Origin of the sequence: Streptomyces yokosukanensis, assembly GCF_001514035.1 — a bacterium.
Taxonomy (GTDB): Bacteria; Actinomycetota; Actinomycetes; order Streptomycetales; family Streptomycetaceae; genus Streptomyces; species Streptomyces yokosukanensis.
This window is the reverse complement of the sequence record NZ_KQ948217.1, coordinates 151,735-169,207: the sequence shown is the minus strand read 5'-3', so window position 1 is coordinate 169,207 and position 17,473 is coordinate 151,735. Positions and strand designations below refer to the sequence as shown.

13 protein-coding genes are annotated in these 17,473 nt (G+C 70.3%); 10 read left to right on the top strand and 3 right to left on the bottom strand.

Features of this window, described 5'->3' with window-relative positions:
* The first annotated feature begins 91 nt into the window (after positions 1-91).
* The 4 genes from secD to AQI95_RS28380 all read left to right on the top strand — a co-directional run bounded on the left by secD (position 92) and on the right by AQI95_RS28380 (position 6,369).
* Entirely contained in the window at positions 92-1,873 is a 1,782-nt protein-coding gene (gene secD / locus AQI95_RS28395) for a protein translocase subunit SecD (protein ID WP_208614284.1), read from the top strand.
* 3 nt (positions 1,874-1,876) lie between these two features.
* The gene (gene secF, locus AQI95_RS28390) at positions 1,877-2,986 is read left to right on the top strand and encodes a protein translocase subunit SecF (RefSeq protein ID WP_067129866.1); all 1,110 of its coding nucleotides are present in this window, start codon (positions 1,877-1,879) and stop codon (positions 2,984-2,986) included.
* On the top strand, positions 2,983-3,522 hold the full coding sequence (locus AQI95_RS28385) for an adenine phosphoribosyltransferase (protein WP_067129862.1): 540 nt from the start codon (positions 2,983-2,985) through the stop codon (positions 3,520-3,522). Before secF ends, AQI95_RS28385 begins: the two co-directional genes overlap by 4 nt.
* A 273-nt stretch (positions 3,523-3,795) precedes the next feature.
* Positions 3,796-6,369 carry a RelA/SpoT family protein gene (locus AQI95_RS28380; RefSeq protein WP_067129859.1) on the top strand — a complete coding sequence of 858 codons (2,574 nt, stop codon included), beginning with the start codon at positions 3,796-3,798 and terminating at the stop codon, positions 6,367-6,369.
* Positions 6,370-6,788: 419 nt separating this feature from the next.
* On the opposite strand, the gene AQI95_RS28370 is transcribed toward AQI95_RS28380, so the two are convergent.
* Both AQI95_RS28370 and AQI95_RS28365 read right to left on the bottom strand, forming a co-directional pair.
* A complete protein-coding gene (locus AQI95_RS28370; RefSeq protein WP_067129853.1) occupies positions 6,789-8,018 on the bottom strand; it encodes a DUF349 domain-containing protein in 1,230 nt (409 codons plus the stop codon).
* Positions 8,019-8,172: 154 nt separating this feature from the next.
* Positions 8,173-9,006: a peptidylprolyl isomerase gene (locus tag AQI95_RS28365; protein WP_067129850.1), complete on the bottom strand. Its 834-nt coding sequence runs from the start codon at positions 9,004-9,006 to the stop codon at positions 8,173-8,175.
* Positions 9,007-9,175: 169 nt separating this feature from the next.
* On the opposite strand from AQI95_RS28365, the gene AQI95_RS28360 reads away from it, so the two are divergent.
* The 5 genes from AQI95_RS28360 (at position 9,176) to rpsD (ending at position 14,554) form a co-directional block, all read left to right on the top strand.
* Positions 9,176-9,883: an MBL fold metallo-hydrolase gene (locus AQI95_RS28360; RefSeq protein ID WP_067129847.1), complete on the top strand. Its 708-nt coding sequence runs from the start codon at positions 9,176-9,178 to the stop codon at positions 9,881-9,883.
* 13 nt (positions 9,884-9,896) lie between these two features.
* A complete protein-coding gene (gene hisS, locus AQI95_RS28355) occupies positions 9,897-11,159 on the top strand; it encodes a histidine--tRNA ligase (RefSeq protein ID WP_067129845.1) in 1,263 nt (420 codons plus the stop codon).
* A gap of 415 nt (positions 11,160-11,574) precedes the next feature.
* Positions 11,575-12,231: a vitamin K epoxide reductase family protein gene (locus AQI95_RS28350; protein ID WP_067130309.1), complete on the top strand. Its 657-nt coding sequence runs from the start codon at positions 11,575-11,577 to the stop codon at positions 12,229-12,231.
* Positions 12,232-12,276: 45 nt separating this feature from the next.
* Entirely contained in the window at positions 12,277-13,632 is a 1,356-nt protein-coding gene (locus AQI95_RS28345; RefSeq protein ID WP_067130306.1) for a replication-associated recombination protein A, read from the top strand.
* 307 nt (positions 13,633-13,939) lie between these two features.
* Positions 13,940-14,554: a 30S ribosomal protein S4 gene (gene rpsD, locus AQI95_RS28340; protein ID WP_067129842.1), complete on the top strand. Its 615-nt coding sequence runs from the start codon at positions 13,940-13,942 to the stop codon at positions 14,552-14,554.
* 124 nt (positions 14,555-14,678) lie between these two features.
* On the opposite strand, the gene AQI95_RS28335 is transcribed toward rpsD, so the two are convergent.
* Positions 14,679-16,859 (bottom strand): ATP-binding protein, encoded by a 2,181-nt coding sequence (locus AQI95_RS28335; protein ID WP_067129838.1) that lies wholly within the window; start codon positions 16,857-16,859, stop codon positions 14,679-14,681.
* Between the two features lie 162 nt (positions 16,860-17,021).
* On the opposite strand from AQI95_RS28335, the gene AQI95_RS28330 reads away from it, so the two are divergent.
* Positions 17,022-17,465, top strand: a complete 444-nt coding sequence (locus tag AQI95_RS28330; protein ID WP_067129835.1) for a DUF948 domain-containing protein — start codon at positions 17,022-17,024, stop codon at positions 17,463-17,465.
* Positions 17,466-17,473: the final 8 nt, after the last annotated feature.

Genomic DNA, 17,473 nt, shown 5'->3' with positions numbered 1-17,473 from the left:
GCGTCTGTTTCCCGTACGGAGCAGCCCGACACCATGTCATGGCCGACCGCGCCGACCAGGCGCGGAGCGGCCCGAGAGGGAGTACGAGAAGGTGGCAGCACCTAAGAGGGGCCGGAGTGCGAGCGCCCAGAGCAAGCCAGGGCGCTCGCTGGCCCTCATCCTGATCGCCATCGTGGCGCTCACCGGAGGCATGTTCCTCTCCGGGAACACCACTCCGCGTCTCGGCATCGACCTCGCCGGTGGCACGAGCATCACGCTCAAGGCGAAGGCCGACCAGGGGTCCGCGATCAACAAGGCCAACATGGACACCGCGGTCGACATCATGAACCGCCGTGTCAACGGTCTCGGCGTCTCCGAGGCGGAGGTGCAGACCCAGGGGAACGACAACATCATCGTCAACATCCCCAAGGGCACCAACTCCAAGGAGGCCCAGCAGCAGGTCGGCACCACTGCCAAGCTGTACTTCCGCCCGGTCCTGGCCACCGAGCCCAGCGGCGCCGGGCAGAGCCCGTCGCCGAGCGCCTCCTCCAGCGGCAGCTCCGCGCCGAAGCCGGGCGCGAGCCCCTCCGGCAGCGCCTCCTCCAAGGAGAAGGCGTCCTCGTCCTCCACCGCGTCCCCCACGGCCTCGGCGACCTCCCAGGGCCGCGCCGTCACCGACGCCCTGAAGGCCGGCCCGACCCCCACGCCGAGCGGCTCCGCCTCCGGCAGTGGCAAGCCGTCGCCCACTCCCTCGGCCAGCGGCGCCGCCGCGGCCGCAGCCAAGCTCCAGGCCCAGTACGCCGCCCTGGACTGCACGAAGCCCGACCAGCGGGCCAAGGTGGGCGGCGCCGCCAAGCCGAGCGATCCCACGGTGGCCTGCGGCCAGATCAAGAACACCTGGTACAAGTACGTGCTCGGCCCGGCCGCCGTCGACGGCACCGAGGTCAAGAACGCCGCGGCCCGCTTCGACACCCAGGGCGCCGCCGGCTGGCAGGTCGTCATGAACTTCACCTCCAGCGGCTCCAAGAAGTTCGCGGACATCACCGGCGAGCTGGCCCAGAAGCAGGAACCGCAGAACGAGTTCGGCATCGTCCTCGACGGCGAGGTCGTCTCCAGCCCGTTCGTGAAGCAGGCCATCACCGGTGGTCAGGCGGAGATCTCCGGCAGCTTCACCCAGCAGGAGGCCCAGAGCCTCGCCAACATGCTGTCGTACGGCGCCCTGCCGCTCTCCTTCCAGGAGCAGTCCGTCACCACCGTGACCGCCGCGCTCGGCGGTGAGCAGCTGCACGCCGGTCTGGTCGCCGGCGCCATCGGCCTCGCGCTCGTCGTGCTCTATCTGGTGGTCTACTACCGGGGTCTGTCGCTCGTCGCCATGGCCTCGCTGCTGGTCTCGGCGATCCTTACCTACGTGATCATGTCGCTGCTCGGCCCGGCCATCCACTTCGCGCTGAACCTGCCGGCCGTCTGTGGTGCCATCGTCGCGATCGGTATCACCGCGGACTCGTTCATCGTGTACTTCGAACGCATCCGGGACGAGATCCGCGAGGGCCGCTCCCTGCGCCCCGCCGTCGAGCGGGCCTGGCCGCGCGCCCGGCGCACCATCCTGGTCTCCGACTTCGTGTCGTTCCTCGCCGCCGCCGTCCTGTTCGTCGTGACCGTCGGCAAGGTCCAGGGCTTCGCGTTCACGCTCGGCCTGACCACCGTGCTCGACGTGGTGGTCGTCTTCTTCTTCACCAAGCCGCTGATGACGCTGCTCGCCCGCCGCACGTTCTTCGCGAACGGACACAAGTGGTCCGGCCTCGACCCGAAGAGCCTGGGGGCCAAGGCGCCGCTGCGCCGCACCCGCCGTCCCGCCGGTCCTGGCGCCGGCTCTGTCGACCCGAAGGAGGCCTGAGCGATGTCGAAACTCGGTAACCTCGGCGCTCGACTGCACCGCGGCGAGATCTCGTACGACTTCGTCGGCAAGCGCAAGATCTGGTACGGCGTCTCCATCCTGATCACCATCACGGCCATCGTCGGCCTGGCGGTGCGCGGCCTGAACATGGGCATCGAGTTCAAGGGCGGTGCCGTCTTCACGACGCCGACCAAGATGAGCACCTCGGTGGCCCAGGCGGAGAACTACGCCAAGGACGCCTCCGGCCACGAGGCGATCGTGCAGAAGCTCGGCAACGGCAGCCTGCGCATCCAGATCGCCGGTATCGACACCGGCCAGTCCGACAGGATCAAGCAGGAGCTGGCCAAGGACCTGAACCTCAACCCCGAGAAGCTCGCCGCCGACCTGGTCGGCCCGAGCTGGGGCCAGCAGATCGCCAACAAGGCCTGGGAGGGCCTGGCGATCTTCATGGTGCTCGTGGTGATCTACCTGGCCATCGCCTTCGAATGGCGCATGGCCGTGGCGGCCCTGGTCGCGCTGATCCACGACATCACCATCACGACCGGTATCTACGCCCTGGTCGGCTTCGAGGTCACGCCCGGTACGGTCATCGGTCTGCTGACCATCCTCGGTTACTCGCTCTACGACACGGTCGTCGTCTTCGACTCCCTCAAGGAGCAGACGAAGGACATCACCAAGCAGAACCGCCTCACCTACAGCGACATCGCCAACCAGTCGATCAACGGCACCCTGGTCCGGTCGATCAACACCACGGTCGTCGCGCTGCTGCCGGTGGCCGGCCTGCTGTTCATCGGCGGCGGCTTCCTCGGCGCCGGCACGCTGAACGACATCTCGCTGTCGCTGTTCGTCGGCCTCGCGGCCGGCGCGTACTCCTCGATCTTCATCGCCACGCCGCTCGTCGCCGACCTCAAGGAGCGCGAGCCGGCGATGAAGGCGCTGCGCAAGCGGGTCCTGGCCAAGCGCGCCCAGGCCGCCGCCGAGGAGGACCTCGTGGCCGACCGCGCCGCGGCGGACGACGACTCCGACGACTCCGCCGCCGCCGTCGTGGGCCCCCGCAATCAGCCCGCGTCCCGCGGCCGCGGCCGCGGCCGACCTTCCGGGAAGCGCCGATGACCGACATCGAGGAACTGCTCCTCAGCCGTATCCGAGACGTCGCCGACTACCCCGAGCCGGGCGTGATGTTCAAGGACATCACGCCGCTGCTGGCGGACCCGGCCGCGTTCACGGCGCTCACCGACGCGCTGGCCGAGATCGCCACGAACGCCGGCGCGACCAAGATCGTCGGTCTGGAGGCCCGGGGCTTCATCCTCGGCGCCCCCGTCGCCGTCCGCGCGGGCCTCGGGTTCATCCCGGTCCGCAAGGCCGGCAAGCTGCCCGGAGCCACGCTGCGGCAGGCGTACGACCTGGAGTACGGCTCGGCCGAGATCGAGGTGCACGCGGAGGACCTGGTCGCGAGCGACCGCGTCCTGATCGTGGACGACGTCCTGGCCACGGGAGGCACCGCCGAGGCCGCGATCCAGCTGATCCAGCGCGCCGGCGCCGAGATCGCGGGCCTGGCGGTCCTGATGGAGCTGGGCTTCCTCGCCGGCCGTGCCCGCCTGGAGCCGGCCCTCGGCGGGGCCCCGCTGGAGGCACTGCTCCAGGTCTGATCCGCCCCGTCCTGTTCGTCGTACGGCCGTCCCGGTACCGCACCGGGGCGGCCGTACGCATGCGGCGGGCATCGACGACCGCCACGTGCGGGACACCCCTCGCATGCCCTCTGAACACCCGGAATCCACCTCGCGGAATCCGTCGGAGGCCTCCCGTGTTTCAGCAGTGAACGGTCCTCACTTCCGCCTGAAGGCGATGACCAGCCGCAGGATCGCTACCATGGGGTCTCCGGAGCCTGACCGGGGGACCCGGATCGCGCACGAGGAGCCCTCTTGCCAGACGAGGCCCAGCCACTGACCGCCGCCAAGCCCGAGTCCGCCTCGGCGCCCGCGGCCAAGCCCGCGCCGCACGCGTCCGACGCGAAGAACGACACCCGCGGGCCGATCGAGCACGCCCAGTCCGCGCCCGTCGAGAAGGCTGCCGAGGCCACACGTCCCAAGCCGTCCCCCACGCTCGACGCCGGTCGAGCCAAGGGACCCGCCTCGGCCGAGCGGCCGGTGCAGCCGCCCGTGGTGCGTCAGCCCGCAGTGCAGCCCACCCGCACCGGCTCCTCCAACCGCGTCCGCGCCCGCCTCGCCCGTCTCGGCGTGCAGCGGGCCAACCCGTACAACCCGGTCCTGGAGCCCCTGCTGCGCATAGTGCGCAGCAACGACCCCAAGATCGAGAACTCCACGCTGCGCCAGATCGAGCGCGCCTACCAGGTCGCCGAGCGCTGGCACCGCGGCCAGAAGCGCAAGAGCGGCGACCCGTACATCACACACCCGCTCGCCGTCACCACGATCCTCGCCGAGCTGGGCATGGATCCGGCCACTCTCATGGCGGGGCTGCTGCACGACACCGTCGAGGACACCGAGTACGGCCTCGACCAGCTGCGCCGCGACTTCGGCGACACCGTGGCCCTGCTGGTGGACGGCGTCACCAAGTTGGACAAGGTCAAGTTCGGCGAGGCGGCGCAGGCCGAGACCGTGCGCAAGATGGTCGTGGCGATGGCCAAGGACCCGCGCGTCCTGGTCATCAAGCTCGCCGACCGCCTGCACAACATGCGCACCATGCGCTACCTGAAGCGCGAGAAGCAGGAGAAGAAGGCGCGCGAGACCCTGGAGATCTACGCGCCCCTCGCCCACCGCCTCGGCATGAACACCATCAAGTGGGAGCTGGAGGACCTCGCCTTCGCGATCCTCTACCCCAAGATGTACGACGAGATCGTACGGCTGGTGGCCGAAAGGGCGCCGAAGCGTGACGAGTACCTGGCCATAGTGACCGACGAGGTCCAGGCCGACCTGCGCGCCGCCCGCATCAAGGCGACCGTCACCGGCCGCCCGAAGCACTACTACAGCGTCTACCAGAAGATGATCGTCCGCGGCCGTGACTTCGCGGAGATCTACGACCTGGTGGGCATCCGTGTCCTGGTCGACACGGTCAGGGACTGCTACGCCGCCCTCGGCACCGTGCACGCGCGATGGAACCCGGTCCCCGGCCGGTTCAAGGACTACATCGCGATGCCCAAGTTCAACATGTACCAGTCGCTGCACACGACGGTCATCGGGCCCAACGGCAAGCCGGTCGAACTGCAGATCCGCACCTTCGACATGCACCGCCGCGCCGAGTACGGCATCGCCGCGCACTGGAAGTACAAGCAGGAGGCCGTCGCCGGCGCCTCCAAGGTGCGCACGGACGTGCCCAAGGCCTCCGGCAAGGACAAGGACGCCATCAACGACATGGCGTGGCTGCGGCAGTTGCTGGACTGGCAGAAGGAGACCGAGGACCCCGGCGAGTTCCTGGAGTCCCTGCGCTTCGACCTGTCCCGCAACGAGGTCTTCGTCTTCACCCCCAAGGGCGATGTCATCGCCCTGCCCGCGGGGGCCACGCCCGTCGACTTCGCGTACGCCGTCCACACCGAGGTCGGCCACCGCACCATAGGGGCGCGGGTCAACGGCCGCCTCGTACCGCTCGAATCCACCCTGGACAACGGCGACTTGGTGGAGGTCTTCACCTCCAAGGCCGCCGGCGCCGGGCCGTCCCGCGACTGGCTGGGCTTCGTCAAGTCGCCGCGGGCGCGCAACAAGATCCGGGCCTGGTTCTCCAAGGAGCGCCGGGACGAGGCGATCGAGCAGGGCAAGGACGCGATCGTCCGGGCGATGCGCAAGCAGAACCTGCCGATCCAGCGGATCCTCACCGGCGACTCCCTCGTCACGCTCGCGCACGAGATGCGGTACTCGGACATCTCCGCGCTGTACGCGGCGATCGGCGAGGGCCATGTCTCCGCACAGAACATCGTGCAGAAGCTCGTCCAGGCGCTCGGCGGCGAGGAGGCGGCCACCGAGGAGATCGACGAGGCGGTCCCGCCGTCGCGCACCCGCAGCCGCAAGCGCCGCTCCAGCGCCGACCCGGGTGTCGTCGTCAAGGGTGTGGACGACGTGTGGGTCAAGCTGGCCCGCTGCTGCACGCCCGTACCCGGCGACCCCATCATCGGATTCGTCACGCGCGGTAGCGGCGTATCGGTTCACCGCAGCGACTGCGTCAACGTCGAGTCACTGTCGCGCGAGCCCGAGCGCATCCTCGACGTCGAGTGGGCGCCCACCCAGTCGTCGGTCTTCCTGGTCGCCATCCAGGTCGAGGCGCTGGACCGCTCGCGGCTGCTCTCGGACGTCACCCGCGTCCTGTCCGACCAGCACGTCAACATCCTCTCCGCGGCTGTCCAGACCTCCCGCGACCGCGTGGCCACCTCCCGCTTCACCTTCGAGATGGGCGACCCGAAGCACCTCGGCCACGTCCTGAAGGCCGTACGGGGCGTGGAAGGCGTGTACGACGTCTACCGTGTGACCTCGGGACGCAGCCGGTCGTAGGGGCGTCCACGGGCGGGAGAGCCAGACACGTCGTCGAGCTGCTCGACGGCACCCGGCCGCACGGCATCCTCCCGCCCCCGGGTCCCGAGGAGCCCGGAGGCGATGGCGCTACTGCCTGACCCGGCGCGATCGCAGGCCGTCCTCGTCGGCACCGCCTCCTGCCGCCAACTGCCCCAGCTGCCCGCGGTCGAGGCGAAAGTGGTGGATCGCGCGGCGGAGCTGTGCGACCCGACCGTGTGGGGGCTGCCCGCACGGCACTGCACCGTCGTCGCCGATCCGCTCAGCCCCCCAAACCCCCCGAGGAGCCGCCGGAAACGGCCGAGGCGGCCCGGGGTACAACACCACCGGGCCGCCTCGGGCCGGGACAGAAGGCCGTCCGTCGGCTGCTCAGCCGCCGACACGGCCACTCCAGGCAGGTGTCAGCCGCCGAACTCCTGCAAGCCCTTCAGCGCCTGGTCCAGGAGCGCCTGGCGGCCCTCCAGCTCGCGCTCCAGCTTGTCGGCCTTGGAGCTGTTGCCCTGGGCGCGGGCCTGGTCGATCTGCGCCCTCAGCTTGTCCACGGCGGCCTGCAGCTGGCCGGTCAGACCCTCGGCACGCGCGCGTGCCTCCGGGTTCGTCCGGCGCCACTCGGCCTCCTCGGCCTCCTGGATCGCCCGCTCCACGGCGTGCATCCGGCCCTCGACCTTCGCACGCGCGTCCCGCGGGACGTGTCCGATGGCCTCCCAGCGCTCGTTGATCGAACGGAAGGCGGCCCGGGAGGTCTTGAGATCCGTGACCGGGAGGATCTTCTCGGCCTCCTCGGCCAGTTCCTCCTTCAGCTTCAGGTTCTCGGACTGCTCCGCGTCCCGCTCGGCGAACACCGAGCTGCGGGCGGCGAAGAACACGTCCTGGGCACCGCGGAAGCGGTTCCACAGGTCGTCCTCGTGCTCGCGCTGGGCACGGCCCGCAGACTTCCACTGCGTCATCAGCTCGCGGTAGCGGGCCGCCGTCGGACCCCAGTCTGTCGAGCCCGAGAGCGACTCGGCCTCGGCGACCAGCCGCTCCTTGGTCCGGCGGGCCTCCTCGCGCTGCGCGTCCAGCTGCGCGAAGTGCGCCTTGCGCCGCTTGGAGAACGCCGAGCGGGCATGCGAGAAGCGATGCCACAACTCGTCGTCGGACTTGCGGTCCAGCCGCGGCAGACCCTTCCAGGTGTCCACCAGCGCCCTGAGCCGTTCACCGGCGGCCCGCCACTGGTCGGACTGCGCCAGCTGCTCCGCCTCGGTGACCAGGTCCTCCTTGGACTTGCGGGCCTCGTCGGACTGCTTGGCCCGCTGCTGCTTGCGCTCCTCGCGCCGCTCCTCGACGCTCGCCACGAGCTTGTCCAGCCGGCCCCGCAGCGCGTCCAGGTCGCCGACCGCGTGGTGCGCGTCGACCTGCTCGCGCAGATGGCCGATCGCGGTCTGGGCGTCCTTCGCCGACAGATCGGTGGTCTGCACTCGCTTCTCGAGGAGGCCGATCTCGACAACCAGGCCCTCGTACTTGCGCTCGAAGTAGGTCAGCGCCTCCTCGGGGGAGCCGGCCGCCCAGGATCCGACGACCTGCTCGCCGTCGGCCGTACGCACGTACACGGTCCCCGTCTCGTCGACGCGGCCCCACGGGTCGCTGCTCACAGCGCCTCCTCCACATGATGCCCGTGGGGGGTTTCGGCGCCCCGGGCATCGTCCACAGTTTCGTCACGGCCAACATAGGCGACCAGCGGGTTGCCTGTCCGCATCCAGCGCGACCGAAATTCCGCAGTTGGCCGTCTTGAACTTCAGGAAGGCGTCAGGACTTCGTCACCGTCGCCTTGTTGATCACTACGGTCGCATTCGGGGCGGTGTTGCCCGACGTCGGGTCGGCCGGCTGCGCGCCGGCGGCGGCGATCTTCTTCAGCACCTTCATGCCCGCGTCCGAGATCGTGCCGAACGGGGTGTACTGGGGCGGCAGCGGGCTGTCCTTGTAGACCAGGAAGAACTGGCTGCCACCGGTGTGCTTCTGGCCGGTGTTGGCCAACGCCACCGTGCCCGCTGGGTAGGTGTTGCCCTTCAGGCTCTTGTCCTTCAGGTTCTCGTCCGGGAGCGTGTAACCCGGACCGCCCATCCCGGTGCCCTGCGGGTCGCCGCACTGGAGCACGTAGATCCCGCTCGTCACCAGACGGTGGCACTTCGTGTGGTCGAAGAAGCCCTTGCCCGCGAGGAAGGCGAACGAGTTCACCGTGTGCGGGGCCGCCGCCGTCTTCAGGTCGATGTCGATGTCACCGCACGTCGTGGCGAGCTTCATCGAGTACTTCGCCGACGTGTCGATCGTCGTCGCCGGCTCCTTCTTCCAGGTCAGCTTCTTCGCCGAGCCGGCCGCCGGCTTCGCGCACGGGTCCGGGGCCTTGCTGGTCGGCGAGGCGCTGGGGCTGACGTCGGCGGCGGTGTTCTTCTTGTCGTCGCCGCCGTCCTTCAGCACGCCGGTCGTGTAGAGCGCCACACTGCCGATCACGATCACGCCCAGTACCGACGCGATCACGGAGTTGCGCATGCGCGCCTTGCGACGCGCCTGGGTGCGCCGCTGCTGCTGCCGCAAGAACTTCTCCCGGGCGAGCTGACGCCGCCGCTGCTCCTGGCTGACCACCGGGTTCTCTCCTCATGCGTGTCGTGTGTCGACCGGTACGCGTGCGTTCTCGTGAGCCGACCGCTGTGTGTAGCCCCGTACCGTATATGGGTTCGCTGAGGAAACGGCAGCGCCGGTAGTCTCTGACTGCGGCTGAAGCCGCCAGTAATCGACACTACGAAGGACGATCGTGCTCATTGCCGGGTTCCCCGCCGGGGCCTGGGGGACGAACTGTTATCTCGTCGCCCCCGCCGCCGGTGAGGAGTGCGTGATCATCGACCCCGGCCACCAGGCCGCCGGAGGCGTCGAGGAAGCGCTGAAGAAGCATCGGCTCAAGCCCGTCGCCGTCGTCCTGACCCACGGCCACATCGACCATGTGGCCTCGGTCGTCCCGGTCTGCGGTGCGCACGACGTACCGGCCTGGATCCACCCCGAGGACCGCTACATGATGAGCGACCCCGAGAAGGCGCTCGGGCGGTCGATCGGCATGCCGCTGTTGGGCGAGCTGACCGTGGGGGAGCCGGACGACGTCCGGGAGCTGACGCACGGCACCACGCTCGAGCTGGCGGGCCTCTCGTTCTCCGTCGCGCACGCGCCGGGCCATACCAAGGGGTCGGTGACGTTCCGGATGCCCGAGAACACCGACATCCCGTCGGTCTTCTTCTCCGGGGATCTGCTGTTCGCCGGCTCCATCGGACGCACCGACATGCCGGGCGGATCCATGGCGGACATGCTCGAGTCGCTGGCCCGGGTGTGCCTGCCGCTCGACGACTCCACCGTGGTCCTGTCCGGCCACGGCCCCCAGACGACCATCGGCCAGGAGCGCGCCACCAACCCCTATCTGCGGCAGGTGGCGGCCGGCCAGGGAGCCCCCGGGGCTCCCCGACGAGGAATGTGACGAGAGAGCTTTCGTGAGTACCTTCCAGGCCCCCAAGGGCACGTACGACCTGATCCCGCCGGACTCCGCCGCGTACCTGGCCGTCCGCGAGGCCATCGCCGCTCCGCTGCGCAACTCCGGCTACGGCTACATCGAGACGCCCGGCTTCGAGAACGTCGAACTGTTCGCGCGCGGTGTCGGTGAGTCCACCGACATCGTGACCAAGGAGATGTACGTCTTCGAGACCAAGGGCGGCGACAGGCTCGCCCTGCGCCCGGAGACCACGGCGCCCGTCCTGCGGGCGGTGCTGGAGGCCAACCTCTACAAGAGCGGCAACCTCCCGGTGAAGGTCTGGTATTCAGGGTCGCAGTATCGCTACGAGCGCCCCCAGAAGGGCCGTTACAGGCACTTCTCGCAGGTCGGTGCCGAGGCGATCGGCGCGGAGGACCCGGCGCTGGACGCCGAGCTGATCATCCTGGCCGACCAGGCGTACCGCTCGCTGGGCCTGCGTGGCTTCCGCATCCTGCTGAACAGCCTCGGCGACAAGGAATGCCGGCCGGTGTACCGGGCCGCGCTGCAGGACTTCCTGCACGGCCTGGACCTGGACGAGGACACCCTGCGCCGCGCGGAGATCAACCCGCTGCGCGTCCTCGACGACAAGCGCGAGTCGGTCCAGAAGCAGCTCACCGGCGCGCCGCTGCTGCGTGACTACCTGTGCGACGCGTGCAAGGCGTACCACGAGGAGGTCCGCGAGCTGATCACCGCGGCGGGCGTGGCCTTCGAGGACGACCCGAAGCTGGTGCGCGGCCTGGACTACTACACCCGCACCACCTTCGAGTTCGTGCACGACGGTCTGGGCGCGCAGTCCGCGGTGGGCGGCGGCGGTCGCTACGACGGCCTGTCCGAGATGATCGGCGGCCCGGCGCTGCCGTCCGTCGGCTGGGCCCTCGGCGTCGACCGCACGGTCCTCGCCCTGGAGGCGGAGGGCATCGAGCTGGACCTGCCGTCCACGACGTCGGTCTATGCCGTGCCGCTCGGCGAGGAGGCCCGCCGCGTGCTGTTCGCGAAGATCACCGAGCTGCGCAAGGTGGGCGTCGCGGCGGACTTCGCGTACGGCGGCAAGGGCCTGAAGGGCGCCATGAAGAACGCCAACCGCAGCGGGGCCCGCTATGCGATCGTGGCCGGCGAGCGCGACCTCGCCGACGGCGTCGTCCAGCTGAAGGACATGGAGTCCGGAGAGCAGACGGCCGTCGGGGTCGACGAGATCGTCGCGGAACTGGAATCGCGGCTCGGCTGACGACGGGCAGGGCGCCGGACTCGTCCGGCGCCCTTTTCCGTGCCGGCGCGGGTGGGAGCGGGCGAGATGCCGTCCCCTCTCGCGCACCGTCAACTCGGCGGGCGCCGATTCGTCCTGCCGGACGATTCCCGTACCGAACCGTCACACGCGTGTGCCCGTCGCCGGGTCCGCGCCGAGTACCGTGACCGCGCCGACGCCCCTGACCGGTGGCCCGGCAGGATCCCCACTGTGGTGCACGTGACGGCGCCGTTCGTTCGCGTGTGCTGTCATGCCCTTGAACATCGGCCGGAACCGAACGGTCCGGGGCCTGTGTGCGTACGTCCTTATGTCCTGCGAACGGTGGACACACGCATGCGTGCGGCACAATGAGCCGTGCCCGAAGATGGTCAAACTCTCAAGTGACGGAATCGGCGTGATGAGCAAGACGACAGTCAACGACGCCTCCACGGAGTCGGGTCCCGAACGTGCCGCCGACACCCCGCGCACGGTGGGTGGCAGCCGTGCCTTTGCCCTGCTGATGGTGATCACCGGGGCGGCCGGACTGCTGGCCGCCTGGGTCATCACCATCGACAAGAACAAGATCCTCGAGGCGAAGGCCGTCGGGAAGACGTTCACGCCGGGCTGCAGCGTCAACCCGATCGTGTCCTGCGGCAGCGTCATGGAGAGCAAGCAGGCGGCCGTCTTCGGCTTCCCGAACCCCATGCTCGGCCTGATCTGCTACGGCATCGTCATCTGCGTCGGCATGAGCCTGCTGACCCGCGCCCGCTTCCCGCGCTGGTACTGGCTGACCTTCAACTTCGGCACGCTCTTCGGTGTCTGCTTCGTCACCTGGCTGCAGTTCCAGTCCCTGTACCGGATCAACGCGCTGTGCCTGTGGTGCTCGCTGGCCTGGGTCGCCACGATCACCATGTTCTGGTACGTGACCTCGTTCAACGTCCGCAACGACTTCCTGCCCGCGCCGGGCTGGCTGAAGCGGTTCCTCGGCGAGTTCACCTGGGTCGTCCCGGTCACCCACTGCGGTGTCATCGCCATGCTGATCCTGACCCGCTGGGGCAGCCAGCTCTGGGCCTGAGCCCGGCCGGCCGCGTTGTCAGTGCGGTGATTTAGGGTTTTGGACGTGGAACCCGACCTGTTCACCGCCGCAGCAGAAGAACGCCAGGAAAAGGACCCGGCGGGCAGCCCGCTTGCGGTGCGGATGCGCCCACGCACCCTCGACGAGGTCGTGGGCCAGCAGCATCTGCTGGGGCCCGGCTCCCCGCTGCGCCGACTGGTCGGCGAGGGCTCCGGCGGCCCCGCCGGACCGTCCTCGGTGATCCTCTGGGGCCCGCCAGGCACCGGCAAGACCACGCTCGCCTACGTCGTCTCCAAGGCGACGAACAAGCGCTTCGTGGAGCTGTCCGCGATCACCGCGGGCGTCAAGGAGGTCCGCGCGGTCATCGACGGCGCCCGCCGCGCCACCGGTGGCTTCGGCAAAGAGACCGTCCTCTTCCTGGACGAGATCCACCGCTTCAGCAAGGCCCAGCAGGACTCCCTGCTCCCGGCCGTCGAGAACCGCTGGGTGACCCTGATCGCGGCCACCACGGAGAACCCGTACTTCTCGGTGATCTCGCCCCTGCTGTCCCGCTCGCTGCTGCTGACGCTCGAACCGCTCACCGACGGCGACATCCGCGCGCTGCTGCGGCGCGCCCTGACCGACGAGCGCGGCCTGAAGGACTCGGTCGGTCTTCCCGAGGACACCGAGGAGCACCTGCTGCGCATCGCCGGCGGCGACGCCCGCCGGGCCCTGACCGCCCTGGAGGCCGCCGCCGGAGCCGCCCTCGACCAGGGCGAGGGCGAGATCGGCCTCGCGACGCTGGAGCAGACCGTCGACCGCGCCGCGGTGAAGTACGACCGCGACGGCGACCAGCACTACGACGTCGCCAGCGCCCTCATCAAGTCCATCAGAGGCTCCGACGTCGACGCGGCCCTGCACTACCTGGCCCGCATGATCGAGGCCGGCGAGGACCCCCGCTTCATCGCCCGCCGCCTGATGATCTCCGCCAGCGAGGACATCGGCCTGGCCGACCCGAACGCCCTGCCCGTCGCCGTCGCCGCGGCCCAGGCCGTCGCGATGATCGGCTTCCCCGAGGCCGCCCTCACCCTCAGCCACGCCACCATCGCCCTCGCGCTCGCCCCCAAGTCCAACTCGGCGACCACCGCGATCGGCGCCGCCATGGAGGACGTGCGCAAGGGCCTCGCCGGACCGGTCCCACCGCATCTGCGCGACGGGCACTACAAGGGGGCCGCCGCACTCGGCCACGCCCAGGGGTACGTGTATCCGCACGACCTGCCCGAAGGCATCGCCCAGCAGCAGTACGCCCCGGACGCCCTGAAGGACCGCGAGTACTACACCCCGACCCGCCACGGCACCGAGGCGCGATACGCGGACGCGGTGGAGTGGACCCGTAAACACCTTGGTCGCAGGCGGTCCTGAGCGCCCTGTAGACTTGCCCGAAGTGCTGAGTCCCGCGCAGTCAGAGCGGGACATCCAGCCGGAACCCCACGACCGCGAGGACGCGAGGTTCCAGGAGCGTCGCGCACCGTCGAACGGTGTCGCGGGCAGCCCATCACCACCCGGGATCCCGGGACGGTCGGTGGGCCTCTCGCGTACTGCACGTTGTGCCCAGACCAGGGGAGCGGCTGCCCGGCAGGTCCCAGGCGGACCCGGCGGGTTTCCCCGGCTGCGGAGGCGACCTCCCTCGACTCTGACAAGCCGGAAACTACGAAAGAGATCAGAGACAGTGGCGAACCAGTCCCGTCCCAAGGTCAAGAAGTCGCGTGCCCTCGGCATCGCGCTGACCCCGAAGGCCGTCAAGTACTTCGAGGCCCGTCCCTACCCGCCGGGTGAGCACGGCCGCGGCCGCAAGCAGAACTCGGACTACAAGGTCCGTCTGCTCGAGAAGCAGCGTCTGCGCGCGCAGTACGACGTGTCCGAGCGCCAGCTCGTCCGCGCCTACGAGCGTGCCTCCAAGGTCCAGGGCAAGACCGGCGAGGCCCTGATCATCGAGCTGGAGCGCCGTCTCGACGCGCTGATCCTGCGTTCGGGCATCGCCCGCACGATCTACCAGGCCCGCCAGATGGTCGTCCACGGCCACATCCAGGTCAACGGCAAGAAGGTCGACAAGCCGTCCTTCGTCGTGCGTCCGGACGACGTCGTGCAGGTCCGCGACCGCTCCAAGGACAAGACGCTCTTCCAGATCGCCCGCGAGGGTGGCTTCGCCCCCGAGGGTGAGACCCCGCGCTACCTGCAGGTGAACCTCAAGGCCCTGGCGTTCCGCCTGGACCGTGAGCCGAACCGCAAGGAGATCCCGGTGATCTGCGACGAGCAGCTCGTCGTCGAGTACTACGCCCGCTGATCCCAGCCCCGGCGCAGCGACTCAGCCCGCCGTCTCCCCACCCGGCCCTGCCGGGCGGGCGAGGCGGCGGGTTCGTGCATTCCGGACATCGAAACCGGTCGGCGTGGGCCGGCCGCTCGGCGCGTCAGCCGCGCGCGGAGTCAGCCGCGTGTTCATCGGCGGCCTCAGCGCGGTTCGCGCCCCGGCCGCCCTGCGGCACCGCCTCGCGCGGCGCCGGCAGCGCGTCCAGCGGCCGTCCTCCCGCACGCCCCAGTCCACGCGCCACGGCCGTGGCGCGGTCGAGTCGGCCACCTTCACGCACGCACTCCTCGTACCGGGCGTCCCCCAGCGCCTGCCGTGCCATCGCCGCGCAGCGCTCGTGCGGGGCGTTGTAGTACGCCGAGCCGAACAGCGGGAGCCCCACCGACGGCCACATCCGGCCCGCCGCGCCCTGCAGCAGCGCCGCCTCGGCCGGCTCACCGTCGGCCGCCGTCACCAGGGCCAGCAGTTCCAGCGACAGCACCGAGCCGAGCAGATCGTGGAAGGCGTGCGCGTTGCGCAGACACTCCGTGAGCAGCTCGCGGGCCCTGTCCTGTGCGTCGTCCAGCCAGGCCGCGTACGCCAGCACATACAGCGCGTAACTGCGGGCCCAGCGCTCCCCGTGGTCCTCGCACACCCGGCGCACGTCCTCGCACAACCGCACCGCGTCCGGCAGATCCCCCTGGAAGGCCCGCGCCATCGCCAGCTCCACCTGGCCCATCAGCACATTGCTGTTGAGTTCGCCGATCTGCTGATAGCGGTCCAGCGCCGACCGCAGCAGCGTTTCCGCACGGGCCATGTCATCGGTGACCAGGGCCAGACAGCCGGTGCGGTGCTCGGCGTAGGCCACCGCCGTCGGATCGTCGACCCGCTCGGCCTGCTCCCGGCACTCGCGCAGCGCCGCCAGCGCCGGCACGGTGTCGCCCTGGAGGATCGCCACATAGCCGAGCACCCACAGCGCCTTCAGCCGCGACTGCTCGTACTCCGACTCCAGCTCGACGCAGCGTGCCAGCCAGCGCCGGCCCTCCGCGAGCCGGCCGCAGCCGACCCAGCAGAACCAGAGCGATCCGGCGAGGTACTGCCCGAGATGGGCATCCTCCGGCTCCGTCAGACAGAACTCCAGGGCCGCCCGCAGATTGGGCAGCTCCGCCTCGACGCGGGTGGCGACCTCGTCCTGCCGGGGCGAGAACCAGTCCAGCTCGCACCAGGTCGCAAGGCCCAGGTACCAGTCCCGGTGCCGCCGGCGCAGCCGGCCCGCGTCCCCGATCCCCTCCAGCCAGTCGGCGCCGTAGGCGCGGACGGTGTCCAGCATCCGGTAGCGGGGGCCGGCCGGGGTCTCCTCGCGGGTGACGACCGACTGGGCCAGCAGCTCCGACAGCGCGTCGAGCACGTCCTCGGCGGGCAGCCCGTCCCCGCTGCACGTGTACTCGGCCGCCTCCAGGTCGAAGGTCTGCGCGAACACCGAGAGCCGGGCCCACAGCAGTCGCTCGGCCGGCGTGCACAGCTCGTGGCTCCAGCCGATCGCCGTGCGCAGCGTCTGATGCCGGCACGGGGGCCCGCCGGGGACCGGGCGCGGCACTCCGTCCCGGCCGCCCGCGCTCAGCAGCCGGAACCGGTCGTCCAGCCGCTCCAGCAACTGCGCCGGGGACAGCGTCCGCAGCCGCCCGGCCGCCAGCTCCAGCGCCAGCGGGAGCCCCTCCAGCCGTCGGCACAGCTCGCGCACCTGAGGACTGTCGGCCACCTCCAGCCCCTGCTCCCGGGCCCGGTCGGTGAACAGTTCCACCGCCTCGTCCTCGCCGAGCGGTGCCAGCGGTGACAGCCGTTCGCCCGCCAGGCCCAGCGGACGGCGCCCCACGGCCAGCACCCGCAGCTGCGGCAGCCTGCGCAGCAGCTCCGCCGTCAGCTCGGCACAGGCCTGGACGAGATGCTCGAAGCCGTCCAGTACCAACAGGGCCGGACGGCCGGTGAGATGCTCCAGCAGCGTCTCCCGGGGCAGCCGGGCGGTGTGGTCGGTCAGCCCCAGCGCCTCCGCCACCGCGTACTCCACGAACTGCGGATCGCGTACCGGCGCCAGCTCCACCCGCCCGCGGGCGGACTCCCATCCGGCGGCGACCCGCGCGGCCAGCCGGGACTTGCCGACGCCGCCGACCCCGGTCACGGTCACCAGCCGTGCCCGGCCGAGCAGGGCCGTCAGCTCGGCGAGTTCGGCCGAGCGCCCGACGAACGTGGTCAGTTCCAGGGGCGGATCGCCGTCGGTGAACGGATCTGGGCGCTGAGGACCTCGCATGGGACACGGAGCGTACTGAAGTGTGTTCAATGCGTACAATCGCTTCTCGCAACTCCGCCCGCGCGCACCCGGTAATCCGGTACGGAGCCCCGGCCCCGGCGCGATAGGCTCGGACACGACTTTTTCAATGGTGAGGCACGTTTCAGGGAGCGGGTGCGCGCAGTGTCCGGTGGAGAGGTGGCCGGGATCCTGGTGGCCGTCTTCTGGGCGATCCTGGTCTCCTTCCTCGCGGTGGCTCTCGCGAGGCTGGCCCAGACGCTCAAGGCGACCACCAAGCTGGTGGCGGACGTGACCGAACAGGCCGTCCCGTTGCTCGCCGACGCCTCCGCCACCGTGCGTTCCGCGCAGACCCAGATCGACCGCGTCGACGCGATCGCCTCCGACGTCCAGGAGGTCGCGTCGAACGCCTCCGCGCTGTCGAGCACCGTCGCCTCCACCTTCGGCGGCCCCCTGGTCAAGGTCGCGGCCTTCGGCTACGGCGTGCGCCGGGCGCTGGGCGGCCGCAAGGAGGACGTGCCCGCGAAGGCGCCCCGGCGTACCGTGATCGTGGGCCGCACGATCCCTGCCGCACGACGCAAGCGAAACCGCCGCGGGGAGAGGGACTGAGACCGAGC

What these genes read in the sequence shown, in the direction of transcription:
- AQI95_RS28350 (WP_067130309.1), top strand. Translation starts at nt 11,575, where the DNA reads ATGAGCAAGACGACAGTCAACGACGCCTCCACGGAGTCGGGTCCCGAA.
- secF (WP_067129866.1), top strand. Translation starts at nt 1,877, where the DNA reads ATGTCGAAACTCGGTAACCTCGGCGCTCGACTGCACCGCGGCGAGATC.
- AQI95_RS28385 (WP_067129862.1), top strand. Translation starts at nt 2,983, where the DNA reads ATGACCGACATCGAGGAACTGCTCCTCAGCCGTATCCGAGACGTCGCC.
- AQI95_RS28335 (WP_067129838.1), bottom strand. Translation starts at nt 16,859, where the DNA reads ATGCGAGGTCCTCAGCGCCCAGATCCGTTCACCGACGGCGATCCGCCC.